Below are 21,818 nucleotides of genomic sequence, written 5' to 3'. Positions count from 1 at the left end.
GTGGGACAATGGCCTGCAGCAGATTCCACAATCATGACATAGCCACCTATAGGCACCAAGTTTTATGGCCCAGTTTTTCAAGCCCCAAAAGAAATCCACCCAGCCCCAACGTATTGAATTTACGATAGACAGTCTGGATCACCACTGTGTCGGGATCGGCCGTCATCAGGGCAAGGCGATCTTCGTCGAGGGGGCCTTGCCCGGTGAGCGGGTCAAGGCTCGCATCATCGATGACAAGAAGCAGTATGCGCACGCCGCCCTGCAACAGCTGGTGACCCCCGCCGACAATCGCATCGCCCCCTTCTGCGCCCATTATCGCGAGTGTGGCGGCTGCAACGCCCAGCACCTGAGTGAGGCGGATCAGCAGGCGGCCAAGGCGGCCGGACTGGTCAGCCTGTTCGAGCGACTGGGGCAGATCAAGGCGCCGGCCCTCGAACCCGTGCTGACCGGGGAGGCTCGCGCCTATCGCCGGGTCTGCCGTCTGGCCATCAAGTTTGACAAGAATGGCCGCTGTACCCGGGTCGGTTTTCGTCGCCGCCAGTCCAACGATCTGGTCGAGATCACCAGCTGCCCAGTCCTGACCGCCTCGCTGTCGGCGCTCATCAGCCCGCTGCGGGAATGCCTCAATCACCTCAAGAGCCAGCGCGAGCTGGGACATGCGGAACTGATCCAGGCCGAGCAGGGGATACTGCTGCTGTTGCGCCATACCGGTCGTCCCAACGAGGCGGATCGGGCGCTGCTGACCGAGTTTGCCGAGGCCCAGGGGATCGATCTCTATCTGCAGGCGGCCGACGAGCGCATCGAGCCGCTGCGCCAGCAATTCCAGCCCGCTTACTCATTAGATGGCCTGTCTCTTGCATTCGCCCCCGGGGATTTCATTCAGGTCAATGGCCCCATCAACCAGAGCATGGTGGCCCAGGCGCTGGCATGGCTCGGGGCGACCAAGGCGGACAAGGTGCTGGATCTGTTCTGCGGCATCGGCAACTTCACCCTGCCGCTGGCCCGTCAGGCCCGCGAGGTGGTCGGGGTCGAAGGGGATCTGGCCATGGTGACCCGGGCCGAGGAGAACGCCCGTCGCAATGGCATCGACAACGCCCGCTTCTACAAGGCGGACCTGAGCGGTGACATCGTCGGTATGTCCTGGGCGCGGGAAGGTTTCGATCTGGTGCTGCTGGATCCGGCCCGGCCCGGTGCGCTGGAGGTGATGAGCCATGTGGTGGCACTTTCGCCCAAACGCGTGGTCTATGTTTCCTGTAACCCTGTCACCCTGGCGCGGGACAGCCAGGTGCTGGTGAAGGGGGGTTATCGACTGGCCCGCCTGGGGATGCTGGACATGTTCCCCCACACCGGCCACCTGGAGTCCATGGCACTATTTGAGCGGGATTGATTAAGGTAATCCGGCGCTGGGTTCGGGGGGAAGAGATGTTGCGCCATGTCGGCCTTCTGACGCCCATGGCGCTGCTTTAGCAGGCATGGATTAAGGTAATCCGGCTCCTGCGGCTGGGGCATTCTGATGCCTATGGCGCTGTTTGAGCAGGAATGATTGGGGTAATCTAGATCCTCAAAAATTGGCCAGCGGTGTGGAGAACCCTGTCACCTGGAAGGTGGCATGCCTTGAAAAGTCTCTCTCACATCCCCATTTGAGGCAGTCATCAGCAGATGAGGGACTGGAAGCATCGGCTTTCGGCCCCACAATTTAAAGGATTGATACCATGGTTGCGGTGCGCGATATTCATTTGAAAGACAATTTCACCTTGGAGGAGTGGGTCAGTTCACTGACTCTGAGTGAGAATGACAAGAATCAACTGCGAACCGCTTACCAGTATTGTCTGACGCTCGGTGACGAGGCGCTCACCAGCCGCCTGCTGGTGCGCGGGGTCGAGATGGTCGGCATCCTGCTGATGCTCAGCATGGATCTTGCCACCCTCAAGGCCGCCATCATCTATCCCTTCGTCGAGGCAGGGCTCCTCAATCAGGAGCGGATGAGCGAGGACTTCGGCCCCAAGATCGCCAAGCTGGTGGAAGGGGTGCTGGAGATGGAGGCTATCCGCTCCCTGCAGACCCTGCACCGCAGCGAAACCTCGCCGGAGCAGGTCGACAATGTGCGGCGCATGCTGCTCGCCATGGTCGAGGATGTGCGCGCCGTGGTGATCAAGCTGGCGGAGCGGATCGCCTGCCTGCGGGAGGCGAAGAAGGCGGATGAAGAGACCCGGGTGCTGATGGCCCAGGAGATCACCAACATCTATGCGCCGCTCGCCAACCGGCTCGGCATCGGTCAGCTCAAATGGGAGCTGGAAGATCTCGCCTTCCGTTACCTGCACCCGGACACCTACAAGCAGATCGCCAAGCAACTCGACGAGAAGCGTCTCGATCGGGAGCGTTACATCCGCGAGTTCGTGCAGTCCCTGCGCGATGCGCTTGCCGAGGCCGGGGTCGAGGCCGAGGTCTACGGCCGCCCCAAACACATCTACAGCATCTGGCGCAAGATGCAGAAGAAGCACCTCGAATTCAACGAGCTGTTCGACGTGCGTGCGGTGCGGGTGGTGACCAAGCGGCTGCAGGATTGCTACGCGGCGCTCGGCATAGTCCATACCCACTTCCACCACATTCCCCGTGAATTCGACGACTATGTCGCCAACCCCAAGCCGAACGGCTATCAATCCATCCACACAGTGGTGGTGGGGGCGGAAGGCAAGACCATCGAGATCCAGATCCGGACCGAGCAGATGCACCAGGATGCCGAACTCGGCGTCGCCGCCCACTGGCGCTACAAGGAAGGGGCCCAGGCCGCCGCCAAGACCAGCACCTTCGAGGACAAGATCGAGTGGCTGCGCAAGCTGCTCGCCTGGCAGGAGGATCTCTCCGAGAGCGGCTCCCTGCTGGACGATCTGCGCAGCCAGGTGTTCGAGGACAGGGTCTATGTGTTCACCCCCAAGGGCGATGTCATCGACCTGCCGGCGGGGGCCACCCCGCTCGATTTCGCCTATCACGTGCACAGCATGATCGGCCACCGCTGCATCGGCACCAAGGTGGATGGCCGCATAGTGCCCTTCACCTATACGCTGCAGACCGGTGATCAGGTGGAGGTGATCACCCAGAAGGAGCCGAACCCGAGCCGCGACTGGATGAACCCGAACGCCGGCTTCCTGCGCTCCAGCCGGGCGCGGGCCAAGGTAGCCACCTGGTTCAGGAAGCTGGATAGGGACAAGAACATCGCCGCCGGCAAGGAGCTGCTGGAGAAGGAGCTGGACAGGCACAACCTGACCCTCTCCAAGGTGGACAAGGTGGTGCTTGAGCGCTTTCATGCCGAGGAGCTCGACGATCTGCTGGCCGGCATCGGCAGCGGTGACATCCGCATCAACCAGCTGCTCAACTACCTGGACACCCGCTACAACAAGCCGACCGCCGAGGAAGAGGATCGCCGCCTGCTGGAGAAGCTGGAGCAGAAGGCCAATCTGCCGTTCCGGCCCAAGCCCAAGGATCACATAGTGGTGGAAGGGGTCGGCAACCTGATGACTCACATCGCCCGCTGCTGCCAGCCGATTCCGGGGGATGGCATCCAGGGCTTCATCACCATGGGGCGCGGCGTCTCCATCCACCGGGAGGACTGCGAGCAGCTCAAGGAGCTGTCTCGCCGCAACCCGGAGCGGCTGATCGAGGCGGTCTGGGGGGAGAACTACTCCGGTGGTTATGGTCTCACCATCCGCATCCTCTCCAACGACAGATCCGGCCTGCTGCGGGACATCACCACTGTGCTCGCCAACGAGAAGATCAACGTGATGGGGGTGCGCTCGCGCTCCAACGTGCGCGAGCAGACCGCGGAGATCGACATGGAGCTGGAGATCTACAACATCAACGCCTTCAACCGGGCCCTGGCCAAGCTCAGCCAGCTCAACGACGTGATCAGCGCCAAGCGCCTCTGATAATGACCGGCCCCCGTGGCCGGTCCTGTTTTAACCCCTTTGCACGAATTGAAGCGACCCTCTCATGTCCCAACGTTACGACCTGCCCCAACTGCTCGAGATCATGGCTCAACTGCGTAATCCGCAAGGGGGTTGCCCTTGGGATCTCAAGCAGGATTTCCAGACCATAGTGCCCCACACCCTGGAGGAGGCCTACGAGGTGGCCGATGCCATCGAAACCCGGGATTGGGAAGGATTGAAGGGCGAACTCGGCGATCTGCTGTTCCAGGTGGTGTTCTACGCCCAGCTGGGCAAGGAACAGGGGCTGTTCGATTTCGCCGATATCGTCGCTACGGTGAGTGAGAAGCTGATCCGCCGCCATCCCCATGTGTTCTCCGATGCGGAGCTGGGTGACGAGCAGGCGGTCAAGTTGAATTGGGAGGCGGAGAAGGCCAAGGAGCGCGCCGCGCTCGACAAGGAGAGCGTGCTGGACGACATCCCGCTCGCACTGCCGGCCCTGACCCGCGCCGCCAAGATCCAGAAGCGCTGCGCCACCGTCGGTTTCGACTGGAAGACGCTCGGCCCCGTGGTGGACAAGATCCACGAGGAGATCGAGGAGGTGATGGAGGAGGCGCTGATGGTCGACGTTGACGACGAGAGGGTCAGCGATGAGCTCGGCGATCTGCTGTTTGCCACCGTCAACCTGGTACGCCATCTGGGCAAGGATCCGGAGCAGGTGCTGCGGGCCGCCAACACCAAGTTCGAACGTCGTTTTCGTCAGGTTGAACAGTTTATTGCCGCGGAAGGGCTGAAAATGACCGATTGTTCCCTGGAGAAGCTGGATGCAGCCTGGGACAAGGCCAAGGAAACCGAACAAAGTTGATTTGGCGCAAGACGGGGAGGCGGGGAGCCTGATAGATTTTTGTTCATTGTTTGGGAGAGGGGGTTTTGGTATACTGTTTCCCCGTCCTGCTTCATCCCCGAAGCACCCCTTAAAATTCCCTAAACTTCTTTCAGGTTCAGCATGACGACAAAATATATTTTTGTAACTGGTGGCGTTGTTTCATCCCTCGGCAAAGGCATTGCCGCAGCTTCTCTGGCAGCCATTCTGGAAGCCCGTGGTCTGGATGTGACCATCATGAAACTGGACCCCTATATCAACGTGGATCCGGGCACCATGAGCCCGACCCAGCACGGTGAAGTGTTCGTAACCGAGGACGGGGCCGAGACCGATCTGGATCTGGGCCATTACGAGCGTTTCATCCGCACCAAGATGACCCGTCGCAACAACTTCACCACAGGTCGCATCTACGCCGACGTGCTGCGCAAAGAGCGTCGTGGTGACTATCTGGGCGCCACCATCCAGGTCATCCCGCACATCACCAACGCCATCAAGGAGCGGGTGATTGCCGGTGCCGAAGGCCATCAGGTGGCCATCGTCGAAGTGGGCGGTACAGTGGGCGATATCGAGTCCCTGCCGTTCCTCGAAGCCATTCGTCAGCTGGCCGCCGAAGTGAGCCGCGACAATGCCATGTTCATGCACCTGACCCTGGTTCCCTACCTGGCCGCCGCCGGCGAGGTGAAGACCAAGCCGACCCAGCACTCGGTCAAAGAGCTGCTCTCCATCGGGATCCAGCCGGACGTGCTGATCTGCCGCTCCGATCGCGCCATTCCGGCCAACGAGCGTGCCAAGATTGCCCTGTTCTGCAACGTGCCAGAGCGCGCCGTCATCTCCATGAAAGACGTCGACTCCATCTACAAGATCCCGGCGCTGCTGAAATCCCAGAATCTGGATGACTACTTCATCGCCCGTTTCGGCCTGAAGTGCAACGAAGCCGACTTGTCCGAGTGGGAACAGGTTGTCTACGAAGAGGCCAACCCGACCGCGGAAGTGACCATCGGCATGGTCGGTAAGTATGTTTCCCTGCCGGATGCCTACAAGTCCGTCAACGAGGCGCTCAAGCACGGTGGCCTGAAGACCCGTCTGTCGGTCAACATCAAGTTCATCGATTCCCAGGACATCGAGACCCGTGGCTCCGAGCTGCTGGAAGGTCTGGATGCGATCCTGGTGCCGGGTGGCTTCGGCGAGCGTGGCGTGGAAGGCAAGATCCTGGCCGCCCAGTATGCCCGTGAGAACAAGATCCCCTACCTGGGTATCTGCCTGGGGATGCAGGTTGCCATGATCGAGTTCGCTCGCAACGTGGCCGGCATGACAGGGGCTCACTCCTCCGAATTCAAGAAAGATTGCGCCTACCCGGTCGTTGGCCTCATCACCGAATGGGTGGATGAAGAAGGCAACGTCGAGACCCGTACCGAGAAATCCGATCTGGGTGGCACCATGCGTCTGGGCTCCCAGCTCTGCCACCTGGTAGAAGGCTCCAAGGTGCGCCAGATGTACGGCAGCCCGACCATTTATGAGCGCCACCGTCACCGTTATGAGGTGAACAACAAGCTGCTGCCGCAGATCGAAGCGGCCGGCTTGAAGGTGACCGGTCTCTCCGCCGACAAGAAATTGGTGGAAATTATCGAGATTCCGGATCACCCTTGGTTTGTAGCGGCGCAGTTCCACCCGGAGTTCACCTCGACTCCCCGTGATGGACACGCCCTGTTTGCCGGTTTCGTGAAGGCCGCCGGCGAGTATCAGAAGCGTAATCTGAAGTAATTGAAAATAAATGCGGTTGAGGCTCTGTGCCACAGCCGCTTTTTTTGGCATATTTTTGTTGTTTTTTTACGAAACCTGAGGAAATACACATGTCCAAGATCGTTAAAGTGATCGGTCGTGAAATCATCGACTCCCGTGGTAACCCGACCGTTGAGGCCGAAGTTCATCTGGAAGGTGGTTTTGTTGGTATGGCAGCCGCTCCGTCTGGCGCGTCCACCGGTTCCCGCGAAGCGCTGGAACTGCGTGACGGCGACAAGAGCCGTTTCCTGGGTAAAGGCGTGCTGAAAGCCATCGAAGCCGTTAACGGCCCGATCGCTCAGGCTCTGCTGGGTAAAGATGCCAAGGACCAGGCCGCTATTGACCAGATCATGATCGACCTCGACGGTACCGAGAACAAATCCAAGTTCGGCGCCAACGCCATCCTGGCTGTTTCCCTGGCCAACGCCAAAGCTGCTGCTGCCGCCAAGGGCCTGCCGCTGTACGCTCACATCGCCGAGCTGAACGGTACCCCGGGTGTTTACTCCATGCCGCTGCCGATGATGAACATCATCAACGGTGGTGAGCATGCCGACAACAACGTCGACATCCAGGAGTTCATGATCCAGCCGGTTGGCGCCAAGACCCTGAAAGAAGCCATCCGCATGGGTGCCGAGGTCTTCCACAACCTGGCCAAGGTACTGAAGTCCAAGGGCTACGCCACCGCAGTGGGTGACGAAGGTGGTTTCGCACCTAACCTGAAGTCCAACGCCGAAGCGCTGGAAGTGATCTCCGAAGCCGTTGCTGCTGCCGGTTACAAGCTGGGTACCGATATCACCCTGGCCATGGACTGCGCCGCTTCCGAGTTCTACGACGCCGAGAAGAAAGAGTACAACCTGAAGGGCGAAGGTCGTATCTTCACCTCCAACGAGTTCTCCGACTACCTGGCCGACCTGACCACCAAGTTCCCGATCGTCTCCATCGAAGATGGCCTGGACGAATCCGACTGGGACGGCTTCGCCTACCAGACCAAGGAACTGGGTAGCAAGATCCAGATCGTGGGTGACGACCTGTTCGTAACCAACACCAAGATCCTGAAGCGCGGCATCGACAACGGCATCGCCAACTCCATCCTGATCAAGTTCAACCAGATCGGTTCCCTGACCGAGACTCTGGCTGCCATCAAGATGGCCAAAGACGCTGGCTACACCGCCGTCATCTCCCACCGCTCCGGTGAGACCGAAGACGCGACCATCGCCGACCTGGCCGTGGGTACCGCTGCTGGCCAGATCAAGACCGGTTCCATGAGCCGTTCTGACCGTGTTGCCAAGTACAACCAGCTGATCCGTATCGAAGAAGCCCTGGGTGCCAAGGCTCCGTTCCGCGGTCTGAAAGAAGTGAAAGGCCAGTAATTACTGCCTGCACTTTTTAAGCTGTTGAAAAACCCCGCCACTCTGGCGGGGTTTTTTTATGTCCACAGACTGGTTTGCCCACAGTCCGAGCAGATGTCGGGTGAGATGTTTTCGGTGGCGCCCATGGTCTTTTCGCCTTTTTTGGTCGGCCCTGCCCGTCTGGCTCACCGGCTTCCTTTTGTCTTGCCTGCGAATATGGGAAACTAGGCCGCTTGAAGGAGACTCAGTGCATGCGGCTACTCACTCTTATCCTGCTCTTCCTGTTGGGAGGGCTGCAATATGACTTCTGGCTGGGGAAGAATGGCCTCTCCGACTATCGGGAACTCTCCGATGCCATTCACCGGCAGCAGCAGGACAATCTGGTTCTCAAGGACCGCAACAACCTGATTTATCGTGAGATTGATGATCTGACCTCGGGCCTTGAGGCCATCGAGGAGCTGTCGCGCAACGATCTCGGCTACATCAAGCAGGGTGAGACCTTCTACCGGATCATTCCCAAGGATAATGGCCAGGAGACTGAGCCGGACGGTGCGCCCTACGATGACTGATCGCCAGATCGGGCTGACCGCCATCGTTCCCGCCGCCGGGATTGGCAGCCGGATGGGGGCCGATTGCCCGAAACAGTATCTGCAACTGGCCGGCCAGACCATTCTGGAGCACAGCCTCGCCCGGCTGCTGTCCCATCCTGCCATCGCTCAGGTGATAGTGGCGCTAGCCCCCCATGACGGCTGGTTCGATGCCCTGCCGGTGGCGGCCGATCCTCGTATCCTGCGGGTCGAGGGGGGGAGCGAGCGCGCTTACTCGGTCCTGAATGCCCTGCATGTGGCGAGCGGGGACTGGGTGCTGGTGCACGATGCGGCCCGTCCCTGCCTCTGCCACGGCGATCTCGACAAGCTGATCGCGGCGGCCCTGACGTGCGATGGCGCCATCCTCGGCAGCCGGGTGCGCGACACCATGAAGCGGACCGACGAACAGGGCAACATAGTGGCAACCGTCGAGCGCGAGCAGCTCTGGCATGCCCTGACCCCGCAGATGTTCCCCACTGCTCCCCTGAGGCGGGCGCTGGAGGAGGGGCTGGCACTGGGCGCCACCATCACCGATGAGGCCTCCGCCATGGAGCGCGCCGGTTATCCGGTGCGCATGGTGGAGGGGCGCGCCGACAATATCAAGGTGACCCGGCCGGAGGATCTCTCCCTGGCGGGGCTCTTTTTAGATCAACAGAATGGGCGCCAGCAGGCGCAACCCGATTCATCGTTCAAGGAGCCATCATGATCCGCATTGGACATGGTTTTGATGTACACCGATTTGGCGGGGTCGGCCCCTGCATGCTGGGCGGGGTGGCGGTGCCGTACGAACAGGGGCTGCTGGCCCACTCCGACGGTGATGTGGTGCTACACGCGGTGAGCGATGCGCTGCTGGGGGCGATCGGTGCCGGTGATATCGGCCGCCACTTCCCCGATACCGCCGCCGAGTTCAAGGGGATCGACAGCCGCATTCTGCTGCGGGACGTATTTGCCAGGGTGCAGCAGGCGGGTTATGCCATCGGCAATCTGGACGTGACCATCATCGCTCAGGCCCCCAAGATGGCCCCCCATATCGAGGCCATGTGCGCCGTGCTGGCGGCGGATTTGAAATGTGATTTGAACCGGGTGAATGTCAAGGCGACCACCACAGAGCAGCTTGGATTCACGGGGCGCAAGGAAGGGATCGCCACCGAAGCCGTCGTCTTACTGGTGAAACAATGATGTTGGAACAGCTTAGCTATTTGCATGGGGCACCGACTGCCCGCGGTATCCTCAAGGCCGAGGCCGGCGACTTCGTGGTCAATGAGGATCTCGGTTTCGAGCCCTGCGGGGAAGGGGAGCACATCTTCGTGCGGGTGCGCAAGACCGGCGAGAACACCGCCTGGGTGGCGGGCCTGCTGGCCGATGCGGCCGGGGTCAATCGCAACGCGGTGACCTGGGCCGGCCTCAAGGATCGCCACGCGGTGACCGAACAGTGGTTTGGCATTCACCTGCCAGGCAAGGCCGAGCCGGATCTGTCGGTCATCCAGAGCGACAGCATCCAGATCCTGCAGGCCAAGCGTCACAACCGCAAGCTGCGGGTCGGCTACCTCAAGGGCAACCACTTCCGCCTGCGCCTGACCGGGCTGGAGCAGAGCGAGGGGCTGGAGCCCCGTCTGCAGGCCATCGCCAGCCAGGGGGTGCCGAACTACTACGGCGAGCAGCGCTTCGGCCGTGGCGGCAACAACCTGGAGGCGGCCAAGGCGATGTTCGCCGGCAAGCGGATCAATGATCGCAACAAGCGTTCCCTCTATCTCTCCGCCGCCCGCAGCATGCTGTTCAACGCCATCGTCAGTGCCCGTATCGAGCAGGGGCTGGCCCATCAGCTGCTGGCCGGCGACTGCGTGATGCTCAAGGGCAGTCACTCCATCTTCAGTGAAGAGACGCTGACCCCCGAGCTGGAGGCGCGGTTGGCCTCCGGCGACGTGCAGCTGACCGCCCCCCAGTGGGGCCGTGGTCGACTGGCCAGTCAGGGGGCCGCCGCCGAGTTTGAACAAGGGGTGCTGGCGGCTTATGGCGACTGGTGCGCCGGGTTGGAGAAGGCCGGGCTGGATCAGGACAGACGTCCGCTGCTGCTGCTGCCGGAGGGGATGAGCTGGACGCTGGACGCCGAGGCCTTGACCCTGTCGTTCTTCCTGCCGGCCGGGGCCTTTGCCACCAGCGTGGTGCGCGAGTTAATGCAGGCCGAAGAGGCCGATCACGGTTTCAGGAACCCAACCGATGCGAATTCTGGTCAGTAATGACGATGGTGTACACGCCGAGGGTATTCGTGCCCTCAGCACTGCGCTGACTGCCTGTGGCGAGGTCATAGTGGTGGCGCCGGATCGCAACCGCAGCGGCGCGAGTCATTCCCTGACGCTGGAGGTACCGCTGCGGGTCACCCGCCTCAGCGAATCCGGCTTTAATGGGATCGAAAGCTATGCGGTCAAGGGCACGCCGACGGACTGCGTGCACCTGGCGGTCAACGAGCTGGTGCGGCCCGAGCCGGACATGGTGGTGGCCGGGATTAACCACGGCGCCAACCTGGGGGATGATGTCATCTACTCCGGTACTGTGGCGGCGGCGACCGAAGGGCGCCACCTCGGTTTTCCTTCCCTGGCCATCTCGCTGGTGGGCAGGACCCACTTCGCCACGGCGGCCCACTATGCCGCCCTGCTGGTGCGGGGCCTGATGCTGCACTCGCTGCCCGCCGATCAGATCCTCAACGTGAATGTGCCGGATCTGCCGCTCAGTCAGATCAAGGGGATCAAGGTGACTCGTCTTGGCAATCGCCATCGCGCCGAGTCGGTAATCCGCACCGAGGATCCTCGTGGTCAACCCATCTACTGGATCGGCCCCCCCGGCAGCCAGCAGGATGCGGGGGAGGGTACGGATTTCGCGGCCATCGAGCAGGGTTACGTCTCCATCACCCCATTGACCATCGACATGACTGCCTACAGCAGTCTGGCGGGTCTGGGAGCCTGGCTAGATCTGCAGGGATGAAGGTGTGATCGTACAACGCCTTTTGAATCAGCTGATTGCCCAGGATATTCGCGATTTCCGCGTGCTCGCGGCGATTGCGAAAGTGCCACGCCAGCTGTTTGTGGACGAGGCCATGGCGCACAAGGCCTGGGACAATACGGCCCTGCCCATCGGCCAGGGTCAGACCATCTCGCAACCCTACATGGTGGCGCGGATGACCGAGCTGCTGATCCAGAACAATCCGGCTCATGTGCTGGAGATCGGCACTGGCTCCGGTTATCAGACCGCGGTGCTGGCTCATCTGGTGGAACATGTCTACACGGTGGAGCGGATCAAGTCGCTGCAGTTCCTGGCCCGGCGCCGGTTGCGTCAGCTCGATCTGCACAATGTCTCGGCCAAGCACGGCAACGGCTGGTTGGGCTGGCCCAACAAGGGGCCGTTCGATGCCATTCTGGTGACGGCGGCGGCCAGCGAGGTGCCCAAGGCCCTGACCGATCAGCTCGCCGAGGGTGGCCGGCTGGTGCTGCCGGTGGGCGACAGCCAACAGACGCTGCAGCTTATCGAACGCTCTGGCTCCCAGCTGACCAGCCGGATCCTGGAGCCGGTGCGTTTTGTTCCCCTCATTGACGGAGATGTTGAGTGAAGTTGTTTTCCCGCCTCTATGTGCTGGTGATGCAGTGGGCGCGCCACAAGTACGCGCCTTATTATCTGGCGATCACCGCCTTTATCGAATCCGTATTCTGGCCCATCCCGGTGGACGTGATGCTGGCGCCCATGGCGCTGGCCAAACCCCACCGGGCATGGCACTACGCCGGCCTGGCCACCCTGTTCTCGGTGCTGGGGGCGGTGTTTGGCTACCTGCTGGGCTACGCCCTGTGGGAGCCGGTGGTGCAGCCGCTGGTGGTCTCTGTCGGCTATGAGGACAAGATCGCCCTGGCTGAGCAGTGGTTCGAACAATGGGGTATCTGGGTGATTTTCATTGCCAGTTTCACGCCGATCCCCTACAAGGTGTTTACCGTCACGGCGGGCTTGCTCCATATGGCGCTACTGCCTTTTATCGTGACCTCCATCATTGGGCGTGGCATGCGCTTCTTCCTGGTGGCGGGCCTGATGCGCTGGGGCGGTGAGAAGATGGAGCGCAAGCTGATGCACTATGTGGATGTGCTGGGTTGGCTCTGTATTGGTTTGGCCATTGCGGCCTATTTCTGGTTTAGTCGTTAAGGATCCACTATGCGTTCGCGTGTTTGGCAAGGAAGTAGTGTCGTCGTGTTGTCATGGCTACTGCTTGCCTGCTCTTCCAGCAAGACTGCTGCCCCGGTACAGAGTCTCGGCAATGACCCCATTGCCTCGACCATCCCGACTCGTCAAAACATGGCCAATCCGGGCATGCAGGGCGGCGGTTACACAGTGGTCAAGGGGGATACCCTCTACTCCATCGCCTTCCGTTCGGGCATGGATGTCGCGTCCTTGGTCAGCCTCAACGGGATCAGCCCCCCCTACAACATCTACCCGGGCCAGCAGCTCAGGCTGGATGGCTCCTCTGCCGCGGTGGCCAGCACCGGCAGCGCCGTCAGTGGCGCTGGTACCTATGAGGTGCGCCGCGGCGACACCCTGAGCAGCATTGGGCGTCAGTTCAACGTGTCGAACCAGACCCTGGCGCAGCGCAACAACCTGCAGGCGCCCTATGCCCTGAATGTGGGGCAGGTGCTCAAGGTCGGGTCGAGCGCGACCGGAGGCAGCCAGATGGTGGTGGCGACGGCGGTAGTGGCCAGTTCGGGTCCCAAGCCTATGGCGACCGCCCCGGCAGGTACGACCACTCCGTTCATCGCACAGAAAACGATTGCTCCATCATCTTCAACAGCATACGCTCAGGTCAAAGAACAAAAAACAAGCAGCTCCCAGTCGAAGCTCTCATGGCACTGGCCGACTCAAGGCCGGGTCGTCGAAGGTTTCTCTGTCGCGGAGCAGGGCAACAAGGGCATCGATATCTCGGGTCAGAAGGGGCAACCCATCTACGCCGCGAGCGGTGGCAAGGTTGTCTATGCGGGCAGCGCGCTGCGGGGCTATGGCAAGCTGATTATTCTCAAGCACGATGATGACTACCTCTCCGCTTATGCCCACAACGATGAGTTGCGGGTGAAGGAGGGTGACTCCGTCAAAGGGGGCACGGTCATCGCCAATATGGGTAGCACGGACGCACCGGATGTGCGCTTGCACTTCGAGATCCGGTACAGAGGCAAGTCGATTAACCCGATGAGCTATTTGCCAAAGCGTTAACCCAGAGAGCTAGGTCTTACTCTGGTTCAGGTCAGGGAGACATATCATGAGCCAAGAACAACTGGTAATGCAGGATGCAGAATTAGAGTTCGACGAAGAGCTGGAAACCCATGAGGAAGAAGAGGTTCAGGAAGTTGCCGCCGAGGTTGAGGAGACTATCTCCGACGAATTGATGGTGCCGGAACTGAACAAGGTCATGGATGCCACCCAGCTCTACCTGGGGGAGATTGGGTTCTCCCCCTTGCTCACGGCTGAAGAGGAAGTCTACTACGCCCGTCGTGCCTTGCGCGGTGACAAAGCCGCCCGCAAACGCATGATCGAGTCCAACTTGCGGCTGGTGGTCAAGATCGCCAGACGCTACAACAACCGCGGCCTGGTGCTGCTGGATCTCATCGAAGAGGGCAACCTCGGTCTCATCCGCGCGGTCGAAAAGTTCGATCCCGAGCGCGGCTTCCGTTTCTCCACCTATGCCACCTGGTGGATCCGCCAGACCATAGAGCGGGCCATCATGAACCAGACCCGGACTATCCGGCTGCCGATCCATGTGGTCAAGGAGCTGAATGTCTACCTGCGTACCGCCCGCGAGCTCTCGCACCGTCTCGACCATGAACCCACCGCCGAGGACATTGCCCATGCGCTGGATCGCTCGGTCGATGATGTGAATCGCATGCTCAAGCTCAACGAGAAGATCACCTCGGTGGATACCCCCATCGGTGGCGATCGCGACAAGGCCCTGCTCGATGTCCTGTCCGATGAGCGCGGTATGGGGCCCGAACTGGAATCCCAGGAGGACGATATGCGCAGCAGCATAGTCCACTGGCTGGAGGAGCTGAACCCCAAGCAACGGGAGGTGCTGGCCCGTCGTTTCGGCCTGCTCGGTTATGAGCCGGCCACCCTGGAAGACGTGGGTGCCGAGATCGGGCTGACCCGGGAGCGGGTACGCCAGATCCAGGTGGAAGGCTTGCGTCGTTTGCGGGAGATCCTGCTGGGGCAGGGTCTCTCCATCGAGGCCCTGTTTAGAACCAATTAGTCCGTACCAACTGATGGCCGTGATACAGCCGACAGAGACAACAAAGGGGCCATTGGCCCCTTTTCATTGCGACAGGATCCTCTGGATCAAACCGGATCCAAGGTGTCCAGCGGCCAGCGTGGCACCGCCTTGATCGCCAGCGGTTCAAACACGCCGGCCTTGAGGCGCTGCATGCCAGCGTAGGCAATCATGGCGCCGTTGTCGGTGCAATACTCGGTACGCGGGTAGAACACCTCGCCCTTGAGGCTCTCCATCAGCTCGGCCAGCTGGGTGCGCAGGTGACGGTTGGCGCTGACCCCGCCAGCCACGACGAGCCGCTTGAGGCCGGTCTCCTTCAAGGCGCGACGACACTTGATGGCCAGGGTATCGACCACGGCATCTTCGAAGGCGCGGGCGATGTCGGCACGGGTCTGTTCATCGTCGGCATTGGCGGCTATGGTGTTGGCGGCAAAGGTCTTGAGGCCGGAGAAGCTCATGTCGAGGCCGGGCCGATCGGTCATGGGACGCGGGAAGATGAAACGTCCCGTGGTACCCTGCTCGGCCAGCCTGGAGAGCAGGGGACCACCTGGATAATCCAGTCCCATCAGCTTGGCGGTCTTGTCGAACGCCTCACCAGCGGCATCATCGATGGATTCGCCCAGCAGTTGATAGCGGCCTATGCCATCGACTCGTACCAGCATGGAGTGACCGCCGGAGACCAGCAGCGCCACGAAGGGGAAGTCGGGGGCCCGCTCCTCCAGCATGGGTGCCAGCAGGTGACCCTCCATGTGGTGCACGGCGATGGCCGGTTTGCCCCAGGCCATCGCCAGCGAGCGGCCTATGGTGGCGCCGACCAGGATGGCGCCAACCAGGCCCGGACCCGCGGTGTAGGCGATGCCGTCGATGTCGTCTTTACCCAGTCCCGCCTCTTGCAACGCGGCCTGGATCAAGGGGATCGTCTTGCGGACATGATCCCGGCTGGCGAGCTCGGGGACGACGCCACCGTAGTCCGCATGCAGCTTGACCTGACTGTATAATTGATGGGAAAGGATCCCTTTTTGATCGTCGAAGATCGCGATCCCGGTTTCATCACAGGATGTCTCTATGCCCAATACACGCATTGCTAAAAAATTTCACTGCTAAAATGAGACGGCTATGGTAACCTTCGCGGGTTTTTTAAACCAGAGCGATCTCTGCGGGTTTACTTTCATTCCCTGTCCAGAGTATAATTTCGCACCATTTTAAGACATGCTGATCGACTGATGGTCAGCTAACAATATATCACTGAGGTGAAAGGCACATGCCAGTAATCAAAGTCCGTGAAAATGAGCCGTTTGACGTTGCTCTGCGTCGCTTCAAGCGTTCTTGCGAAAAGGCCGGTATCCTGTCTGAAGTTCGTAGCCGTGAGTTCTACGAGAAGCCGACTACCATCCGTAAGCGCGCCAAAGCGTCTGCCGTTAAGCGTCACGCCAAGAAGCTGTCCCGCGAAAACGCACGTCGTATCCGCCTGTACTAATCGGGAGATCATGCCGTGTCTCTGAAGGATCAACTCAAGGATCAACAAAAACTCGCCATGCTTGCCAGAGATAAGGCTCGCCTGGGGACGATCCGTTTGTTGATGGCAGAAATCAAGCAGCGTGAAGTTGATACCCGTATCGAGCTCAATGATGAGGATATCCTCGCTGTCGTGACCAAGATGGTCAAACAGCGCCGCGATTCCATCAGCCAATTTGAAGCTGCCGGTCGTCAGGATCTTGCCGACAAAGAGTCCGCAGAGATCTTGGTGTTGCAGGAATTTCTGCCGCAACAGCTGACCGCGGACGAAATTGCCGCACTGATCGAGCAAGCCATCACTGAAAGTGGTGCTGCCGTCATGGCTGATATGGGCAAGGTCATGGCTGTCTTGAAGCCGAAGATTCAGGGGCGTGCCGATGTCGGCGCCGTCAGTGCTCAGGTGAAAACCCGCTTGGCGTAACAGGCATTTCTCTTGTTAGTCGAAAGAAGCCGTGCTTCCCTGTGAATGCGCGGCTTTTTTATTTTTCCGAGTAATGAAACAGGACGGTTATGGCAGGCAGGATCCCACAATCCTTTATCGATGATCTGCTCGTACGCACCGATATCGTCGAGTTGATCGACTCGCGAGTGCGGCTGAAGAAGGCCGGGAAGAACTATCAGGCTTGCTGTCCTTTTCATAACGAAAAAAGCCCCTCTTTCACCGTCAGCCAGGAGAAGCAGTTCTACCACTGTTTCGGCTGTGGCGCCCACGGCAACGCCATCGGCTTCGTTATGGAGTACGACGGACTCGAATTCCCCGACGCCATCGAAGAGCTCGCCAGCATGCAGGGTATGCAGGTGCCTCGTGAGCAGAGCCTGGGGGGCTCGGCCAGTTCCCAACCCGCCGTCAGCAAGGATCTCTATGAGCTGATGAGCCAGATTGCCCGCTTCTACGAGAGCAATCTCAAGGGGGCTCCTCAGGCGGTGGAATACCTGAAGGGACGCGGTCTGACCGGGGAAGTGGTCAAGCGCTTCAACATAGGCTATGCCCCGGGCGACTGGGATCAGGTCCGGCGGCGCTTTGGCTCCAGCCGGGATCACGAACAGCTGCTCATCTCCGGCGGCATGCTGATCCCCCGCGACAGCGGCCCCGGCAGCTATGATCGCTTCCGCGATCGCATCATGTTCCCGATCCGTGACAAGCGGGGCCGGGTCATCGGCTTCGGTGGCAGGGTGTTGGGGGATGGCACTCCCAAGTACCTCAACTCGCCGGAGACCCCCATCTTCCACAAGGGGCGGGAACTGTTCGGCCTCTACGAGGTGAAGCAGGCACACAAGGATCCTCGCCGGATCCTGGTGGTAGAAGGCTATATGGACGTGGTGGCGCTCGGTCAGTACGACATCGACTATGCGGTGGCCGCGCTGGGCACCGCCACTACCAGCGACCATATCCACACCCTGTTTCGTACCACGGCCGAGGTGGTTTGTTGCTACGACGGTGACAACGCCGGTCGTGAGGCGGCCTGGCGGGCACTGGATAATGCCCTCTCCCATCTGCAGGACGGGCGCGAACTCAAGTTCGTGTTCCTGCCGGATGGAGAGGATCCGGACTCGCTGGTGCGCCAGATCGGTAAGGAGGGTTTCGAGGCCCTGCTGGACGAGGCTCAGCCCTTCGCCGATTTCATGTTCGAGCGTCTTGGACGGGATGCGGCCCTCTCCGGTGAGGCGGGCAAGTTCGAGGTGGCCAACAAGGCGGCCGAGCTGATCCGCCGGGTGCCGGAGGGCTTCACCCGCGAGGGGCTGATCACCCGGCTCTCCAGCATGATGCGCTGGGGTGAGAACAAGCAGCGGATCGCCGAGCTGTTTGCCCGCAATAGCCAGCCCAAGGGGGAGGTCAACAAACCCAAGGCCGCCAAGTTGACGCCGCTGCGCCGTGCACTGGCGCTGATGATCCAGTACCCGTCGATAACGGCCGAGTTGCCGCCCATGCCGGAGCTGGCCGGGCTGCGGGTGCAGGGCATCAAGTTCCTGTTGCAACTGCATCAGCAGATCCTTTCCCAGCCAGCTGTCACCACCGGCATCTTGCTGGAGCACTGGCGTGGCACCAAGGAGGGAGAGATCCTGGCCCAGCTGGCGATGCACGACCTGTTTGAAGAGATAAAGCTCGATCAGGAGCCGGATATCCTGGGTGAACTGCAGGATACCTTCGTCGGTTTCATCAACCAGTTTCTGAAGCAACGGATCGAAGAGTTGCAGGCCAAGGTGGCGCAGGAAGGGCTAAGCTCTGAGGAGACGCAGGAGCTGATGATGCTGATCAGAGAGGTGCAGATTGAGAAAAGAAATGAGAGTGGGGCTTGATATTTGAGTGTTTAGTCTCAATATAAATACCGTTGCCCGAATCGACGGGATTAAAAGCAAATATTGTATAACCGCCTGGCCCCGACAATACTGCGGGCAGGGGTTTCTCATGACCGACGCCGCAACCAGACATAGCATGTCTGGCGGTTTTCTATTAGAATTGGCTATTTGCGCAGCAGCGCACTGTACGCGCAACCTAGCAACACCAACCGGATGAGTTCTATGGAGCAAACCCCGCAGTCTCAGCTTAAACTCCTCGTTGCCAAAGGTAAAGAACAGGGCTACCTGACCTATGCCGAGGTGAACGATCACCTCCCGCAAGACATTGTCGACTCTGACCAGATCGAAGACATCATCCAGATGATCAACGATATGGGTATCCAGGTGGTGGAAAATGCCCCGGACGCCGATGACCTGATCATGGCCGAAGGTGGTACCGCCGATGAGGACGCTGCCGAAGCAGCGGCCCAGGCTCTGGCATCTGTTGAATCTGAGATTGGTCGCACGACCGATCCCGTCCGCATGTACATGCGGGAAATGGGTACCGTCGAACTGCTGACCCGCGAAGGCGAAATCGACATCGCCAAGCGGATCGAAGACGGTATCAACCAGGTACAAAGCTCCGTTGCCGAGTACCCTGAAGCCATCACTTACCTGCTCGAACAGTACGACAAGTACGAAGCCGAGCAGTTGCGTCTGTCCGATATCATCTCCGGTTTTATCGATCCCAACGAGGCCGATGATGTGGCGCCGACCGCCACTCATATCGGCTCCGAGCTCAGCGAAGACGATCTGGCTGACGAAGACGAAGACGAAGACGAAGACGAAGATGAAGACGGTGACAACTCCGACGACGAGGGGGACGGTGGTCCGGATCCTGAAGTCGCCCGTGAGAAGTTCGGTGAACTGCGTGCCCAGTACGAAGTCACCCGTCTCTCCATTCAAAAGAATGGTCGTGCCCACGACGATACCCAGGCTGCCATCGCCCAGCTGGCCGATGTGTTCCGTCAATTCCGCCTGATGCCCAAGCAGTTCGATCGCCTGGTCAACAACATGCGCGAGATGATGGAGCGGGTGCGGGTGCAGGAACGCATCATCATGAAACTCTGCGTTGAGCAGGCCAAGATGCCGAAGAAAACCTTCGTCGCGGCCTTCACCAACAATGAGTGCGAGACCGCCTGGTTTGAATATCAGAAGCAGGCAGGCAAAGCCTGGTCGCCGCGTCTGGTCGAGATGGACGAAGATGTGCTGCGCGCCATCGGCAAGCTGCAGCAGATCGAAGAGGAGACCGGCCTCTCCATCGCCCAGATCAAGGATATCAACCGTCGCATGAGCATCGGCGAGGCCAAGGCCCGTCGTGCGAAGAAAGAGATGGTCGAGGCCAACCTGCGTCTGGTTATCTCTATCGCCAAGAAATACACCAACCGCGGTCTGCAATTCCTGGATCTGATCCAGGAGGGCAACATAGGTCTGATGAAGGCGGTAGACAAGTTTGAATACCGTCGTGGCTACAAGTTCTCGACCTACGCCACCTGGTGGATCCGTCAGGCCATTACCCGCTCCATCGCGGATCAGGCCCGTACCATCCGTATCCCGGTGCACATGATCGAGACCATCAACAAGCTCAACCGTATCTCCCGCCAGATGCTGCAGGAGATGGGTCGTGAACCGAACCCGGAAGAGCTGGCCATGCGTATGGGCATGCCGGAAGACAAGATCCGCAAGGTGCTGAAGATCGCCAAGGAGCCCATCTCCATGGAGACGCCCATCGGTGATGATGAAGATTCCCACTTGGGCGACTTCATCGAAGACACCACCCTGGCACTGCCGGCGGATGCGGCGACCAGCGAAAGCCTGCGCAACGCGACTCGCGAAGTGCTGGCCGGTCTGACTGCCCGCGAAGCCAAGGTGTTGCGGATGCGTTTCGGGATCGACATGAACACTGACCACACCCTCGAGGAAGTGGGCAAGCAGTTCGACGTGACCCGTGAGCGTATTCGTCAGATCGAAGCCAAGGCACTGCGCAAACTGCGCCACCCGAGCCGCTCGGAAGTGCTGCGCAGCTTCCTGGACGAATAGTCCTGAAGCATTGCCCTGAGCTGTCTCAAAAGCCCCGCCATGCGGGGCTTTGTTTTATCCGGGAGCCAGGGCGCAGAGAGATTTGCTGACGGGTGGACAAAAACTCGCCAAGTGGTTGATCTGCCTATGGACGGGTTATCACACATCCCCTATAATCCACGCCGCAAAACCAAGATTCTGGCCCCTTAGCTCAGTTGGTTAGAGCAGTCGACTCATAATCGATTGGTCGCCTGTTCAAGTCAGGCAGGGGCCACCAAATTCAGACAAAGCCGCTCATCATGAGCGGCTTTGTCGTTTCTGGCGTTCACCAGCGCCGGTCAAGATCCTCGGCGTAGAGCGCGATGGCGCGTCTATAGGGGGTTAGGTCGGGAGCCGTCGTAGTGACGGCCAGCACGGCCAGCAGGCTCTCCATTCCCTCCTTGTGGTGGCCCAGGTTGTAACAGGCCATGGCCCTAAACACCCTGAACTCGGCGGCGTCGGGGAAGCGGGCCAGCCCCTGCTCGAAGGCGGCCAGGGCCTCCGTATACTGCCCGGTGCTGCGATAAGAGCTGCCGAGACCCAGCCAGGCGCCGCGCAAGGAGACCTCGCTCAGTCCCAGCGCTATGGCCTTCTGGTAGAGGGGAATGGCCTGGGTCTCGCGCCCGAGCGTGTCGTGCAGGCAGGCCACCTCATAATGCAGCTCGGCGTGCTGCGGGTGCTCGATGAGTTGCAGCAGACCGTGTTGGCGAGCCTCTTCAATCCGTCCTTCGGCCCTGAGGGTTTCCAGCTGTTTCATATGCGCTCCTGCATGGGGATGTAATTCCAGTATGCCTGCGAGTCAGCGGCCGGGAAATGGGGAAGAGAGGGCCATGCATCCGCCGCGCTGGCAGAGATAAGCAGCAGGCGGGCGCCAATGGCGACGGTCAGGCCGGCTGGAGACGGAGCAAGCCAGGGGGTCTCTCGAGGCGAGTCCCGCCGGGCCGCACGCTGATCGCATGGGGCACCTCGCGGATAAAAAAGGCTCTGTCCCAATTACATGTTGAAAGGCTAACCTTGAAGTAGGTCATCACCCGAGGGCCGCCATCATGGATACCCAAGCCTTTCAACACCTGCTGTCTCTCTTCCCACAGCTCAGCTTGCGCCAGC

At 60.2% G+C, this 21,818-nt stretch carries 21 protein-coding genes and 1 tRNA gene; 19 read left to right on the top strand and 3 right to left on the bottom strand.

The window, feature by feature from the left end; translation table 11 throughout:
• Window positions 1-64 precede the first annotated feature (64 nt).
• From rlmD to rpoS, 14 genes are all read left to right on the top strand, one after another.
• Entirely contained in the window at window positions 65-1,387 is a 1,323-nt protein-coding gene (rlmD, locus tag KW825_RS12010; RefSeq protein WP_218329347.1) for a 23S rRNA (uracil(1939)-C(5))-methyltransferase RlmD, read from the top strand.
• Between the two features lie 325 nt (window positions 1,388-1,712).
• On the top strand, window positions 1,713-3,923 hold the full coding sequence (gene relA / locus KW825_RS12005) for a GTP diphosphokinase (protein WP_042653044.1): 2,211 nt from the start codon (window positions 1,713-1,715) through the stop codon (window positions 3,921-3,923).
• 64 nt (window positions 3,924-3,987) lie between these two features.
• Window positions 3,988-4,785 carry a nucleoside triphosphate pyrophosphohydrolase gene (gene mazG / locus KW825_RS12000; protein WP_218329346.1) on the top strand — a complete coding sequence of 266 codons (798 nt, stop codon included), beginning with the start codon at window positions 3,988-3,990 and terminating at the stop codon, window positions 4,783-4,785.
• Between the two features lie 141 nt (window positions 4,786-4,926).
• Window positions 4,927-6,564: a glutamine hydrolyzing CTP synthase gene (gene pyrG, locus KW825_RS11995; protein WP_042653042.1), complete on the top strand. Its 1,638-nt coding sequence runs from the start codon at window positions 4,927-4,929 to the stop codon at window positions 6,562-6,564.
• Window positions 6,565-6,653: 89 nt separating this feature from the next.
• A complete protein-coding gene (gene eno, locus KW825_RS11990) occupies window positions 6,654-7,952 on the top strand; it encodes a phosphopyruvate hydratase (protein WP_042653041.1) in 1,299 nt (432 codons plus the stop codon).
• A gap of 230 nt (window positions 7,953-8,182) precedes the next feature.
• On the top strand, window positions 8,183-8,500 hold the full coding sequence (gene ftsB / locus KW825_RS11985; RefSeq protein WP_042653040.1) for a cell division protein FtsB: 318 nt from the start codon (window positions 8,183-8,185) through the stop codon (window positions 8,498-8,500).
• Window positions 8,493-9,224: a 2-C-methyl-D-erythritol 4-phosphate cytidylyltransferase gene (gene ispD / locus KW825_RS11980; protein ID WP_218329345.1), complete on the top strand. Its 732-nt coding sequence runs from the start codon at window positions 8,493-8,495 to the stop codon at window positions 9,222-9,224. The genes ftsB and ispD overlap by 8 nt, the downstream gene beginning before the upstream one ends.
• Window positions 9,221-9,697 (top strand): 2-C-methyl-D-erythritol 2,4-cyclodiphosphate synthase, encoded by a 477-nt coding sequence (gene ispF, locus KW825_RS11975; RefSeq protein ID WP_042653038.1) that lies wholly within the window; start codon window positions 9,221-9,223, stop codon window positions 9,695-9,697. The genes ispD and ispF overlap by 4 nt, the downstream gene beginning before the upstream one ends.
• Complete coding sequence (truD, locus tag KW825_RS11970) at window positions 9,697-10,755, top strand: tRNA pseudouridine(13) synthase TruD (RefSeq protein WP_218329344.1); 1,059 nt, start codon at window positions 9,697-9,699, stop codon at window positions 10,753-10,755. The genes ispF and truD overlap by 1 nt, the downstream gene beginning before the upstream one ends.
• Window positions 10,736-11,497: a 5'/3'-nucleotidase SurE gene (surE, locus tag KW825_RS11965; protein ID WP_042653037.1), complete on the top strand. Its 762-nt coding sequence runs from the start codon at window positions 10,736-10,738 to the stop codon at window positions 11,495-11,497. The genes truD and surE overlap by 20 nt, the downstream gene beginning before the upstream one ends.
• 4 nt (window positions 11,498-11,501) lie before the next feature.
• Entirely contained in the window at window positions 11,502-12,119 is a 618-nt protein-coding gene (locus KW825_RS11960) for a protein-L-isoaspartate(D-aspartate) O-methyltransferase (RefSeq protein WP_218329343.1), read from the top strand.
• Complete coding sequence (locus KW825_RS11955) at window positions 12,116-12,697, top strand: YqaA family protein (RefSeq protein WP_218329342.1); 582 nt, start codon at window positions 12,116-12,118, stop codon at window positions 12,695-12,697. Before KW825_RS11960 ends, KW825_RS11955 begins: the two co-directional genes overlap by 4 nt.
• 9 nt (window positions 12,698-12,706) lie before the next feature.
• Window positions 12,707-13,753 (top strand): LysM peptidoglycan-binding domain-containing protein, encoded by a 1,047-nt coding sequence (locus KW825_RS11950; RefSeq protein ID WP_042653034.1) that lies wholly within the window; start codon window positions 12,707-12,709, stop codon window positions 13,751-13,753.
• Window positions 13,754-13,799: 46 nt separating this feature from the next.
• Window positions 13,800-14,783, top strand: coding sequence for an RNA polymerase sigma factor RpoS (rpoS, locus tag KW825_RS11945; RefSeq protein ID WP_218291645.1), 984 nt, complete (start codon window positions 13,800-13,802; stop codon window positions 14,781-14,783).
• 86 nt (window positions 14,784-14,869) lie between these two features.
• Here the strand turns inward: rpoS and tsaD are convergent, their stop codons facing one another.
• A complete protein-coding gene (tsaD, locus tag KW825_RS11940; protein WP_218329341.1) occupies window positions 14,870-15,883 on the bottom strand; it encodes a tRNA (adenosine(37)-N6)-threonylcarbamoyltransferase complex transferase subunit TsaD in 1,014 nt (337 codons plus the stop codon).
• Window positions 15,884-16,062: 179 nt separating this feature from the next.
• On the opposite strand from tsaD, the gene rpsU reads away from it, so the two are divergent.
• From rpsU to KW825_RS11915, 5 genes are all read left to right on the top strand, one after another.
• The gene (rpsU, locus tag KW825_RS11935) at window positions 16,063-16,278 is read left to right on the top strand and encodes a 30S ribosomal protein S21 (RefSeq protein WP_005309452.1); all 216 of its coding nucleotides are present in this window, start codon (window positions 16,063-16,065) and stop codon (window positions 16,276-16,278) included.
• 15 nt (window positions 16,279-16,293) lie between these two features.
• The gene (locus KW825_RS11930) at window positions 16,294-16,737 is read left to right on the top strand and encodes a GatB/YqeY domain-containing protein (RefSeq protein ID WP_042653031.1); all 444 of its coding nucleotides are present in this window, start codon (window positions 16,294-16,296) and stop codon (window positions 16,735-16,737) included.
• A gap of 89 nt (window positions 16,738-16,826) precedes the next feature.
• Window positions 16,827-18,614, top strand: a complete 1,788-nt coding sequence (dnaG, locus tag KW825_RS11925; RefSeq protein WP_218329340.1) for a DNA primase — start codon at window positions 16,827-16,829, stop codon at window positions 18,612-18,614.
• Window positions 18,615-18,797: 183 nt separating this feature from the next.
• Window positions 18,798-20,693 (top strand): RNA polymerase sigma factor RpoD, encoded by a 1,896-nt coding sequence (gene rpoD, locus KW825_RS11920; protein ID WP_305729942.1) that lies wholly within the window; start codon window positions 18,798-18,800, stop codon window positions 20,691-20,693.
• A gap of 179 nt (window positions 20,694-20,872) precedes the next feature.
• Window positions 20,873-20,949, top strand: a tRNA-Ile gene (locus KW825_RS11915).
• A gap of 48 nt (window positions 20,950-20,997) precedes the next feature.
• Here KW825_RS11915 and KW825_RS11910 read toward each other — a convergent pair.
• Window positions 20,998-21,468, bottom strand: a complete 471-nt coding sequence (locus KW825_RS11910) for a tetratricopeptide repeat protein (RefSeq protein WP_218329339.1) — start codon at window positions 21,466-21,468, stop codon at window positions 20,998-21,000.
• Between the two features lie 127 nt (window positions 21,469-21,595).
• A partial coding sequence (locus KW825_RS11905) for a hypothetical protein (RefSeq protein ID WP_218329338.1) occupies window positions 21,596-21,818 on the bottom strand: 223 nt, incomplete at its 5' end.

The sequence above is a fragment of the Aeromonas sp. sif2433 genome, assembly GCF_019218705.1.
In the GTDB taxonomy this organism is placed as follows: domain Bacteria; phylum Pseudomonadota; class Gammaproteobacteria; order Enterobacterales; family Aeromonadaceae; genus Aeromonas; species Aeromonas encheleia.
This window is presented reverse-complemented; position numbering and strand designations above follow the sequence as displayed.

What these genes read in the sequence shown, in the direction of transcription:
- rpoS (WP_218291645.1), top strand. Translation starts at nt 13,800, where the DNA reads ATGAGCCAAGAACAACTGGTAATGCAGGATGCAGAATTAGAGTTCGAC.
- dnaG (WP_218329340.1), top strand. Translation starts at nt 16,827, where the DNA reads ATGGCAGGCAGGATCCCACAATCCTTTATCGATGATCTGCTCGTACGC.
- rlmD (WP_218329347.1), top strand. Translation starts at nt 65, where the DNA reads ATGGCCCAGTTTTTCAAGCCCCAAAAGAAATCCACCCAGCCCCAACGT.
- ispF (WP_042653038.1), top strand. Translation starts at nt 9,221, where the DNA reads ATGATCCGCATTGGACATGGTTTTGATGTACACCGATTTGGCGGGGTC.
- KW825_RS11910 (WP_218329339.1), bottom strand. Translation starts at nt 21,468, where the DNA reads ATGAAACAGCTGGAAACCCTCAGGGCCGAAGGACGGATTGAAGAGGCT.
- tsaD (WP_218329341.1), bottom strand. Translation starts at nt 15,883, where the DNA reads ATGCGTGTATTGGGCATAGAGACATCCTGTGATGAAACCGGGATCGCG.
- eno (WP_042653041.1), top strand. Translation starts at nt 6,654, where the DNA reads ATGTCCAAGATCGTTAAAGTGATCGGTCGTGAAATCATCGACTCCCGT.
- relA (WP_042653044.1), top strand. Translation starts at nt 1,713, where the DNA reads ATGGTTGCGGTGCGCGATATTCATTTGAAAGACAATTTCACCTTGGAG.
- mazG (WP_218329346.1), top strand. Translation starts at nt 3,988, where the DNA reads ATGTCCCAACGTTACGACCTGCCCCAACTGCTCGAGATCATGGCTCAA.
- ftsB (WP_042653040.1), top strand. Translation starts at nt 8,183, where the DNA reads ATGCGGCTACTCACTCTTATCCTGCTCTTCCTGTTGGGAGGGCTGCAA.
- truD (WP_218329344.1), top strand. Translation starts at nt 9,697, where the DNA reads ATGTTGGAACAGCTTAGCTATTTGCATGGGGCACCGACTGCCCGCGGT.
- KW825_RS11950 (WP_042653034.1), top strand. Translation starts at nt 12,707, where the DNA reads ATGCGTTCGCGTGTTTGGCAAGGAAGTAGTGTCGTCGTGTTGTCATGG.
- pyrG (WP_042653042.1), top strand. Translation starts at nt 4,927, where the DNA reads ATGACGACAAAATATATTTTTGTAACTGGTGGCGTTGTTTCATCCCTC.
- surE (WP_042653037.1), top strand. Translation starts at nt 10,736, where the DNA reads ATGCGAATTCTGGTCAGTAATGACGATGGTGTACACGCCGAGGGTATT.
- rpsU (WP_005309452.1), top strand. Translation starts at nt 16,063, where the DNA reads ATGCCAGTAATCAAAGTCCGTGAAAATGAGCCGTTTGACGTTGCTCTG.
- ispD (WP_218329345.1), top strand. Translation starts at nt 8,493, where the DNA reads ATGACTGATCGCCAGATCGGGCTGACCGCCATCGTTCCCGCCGCCGGG.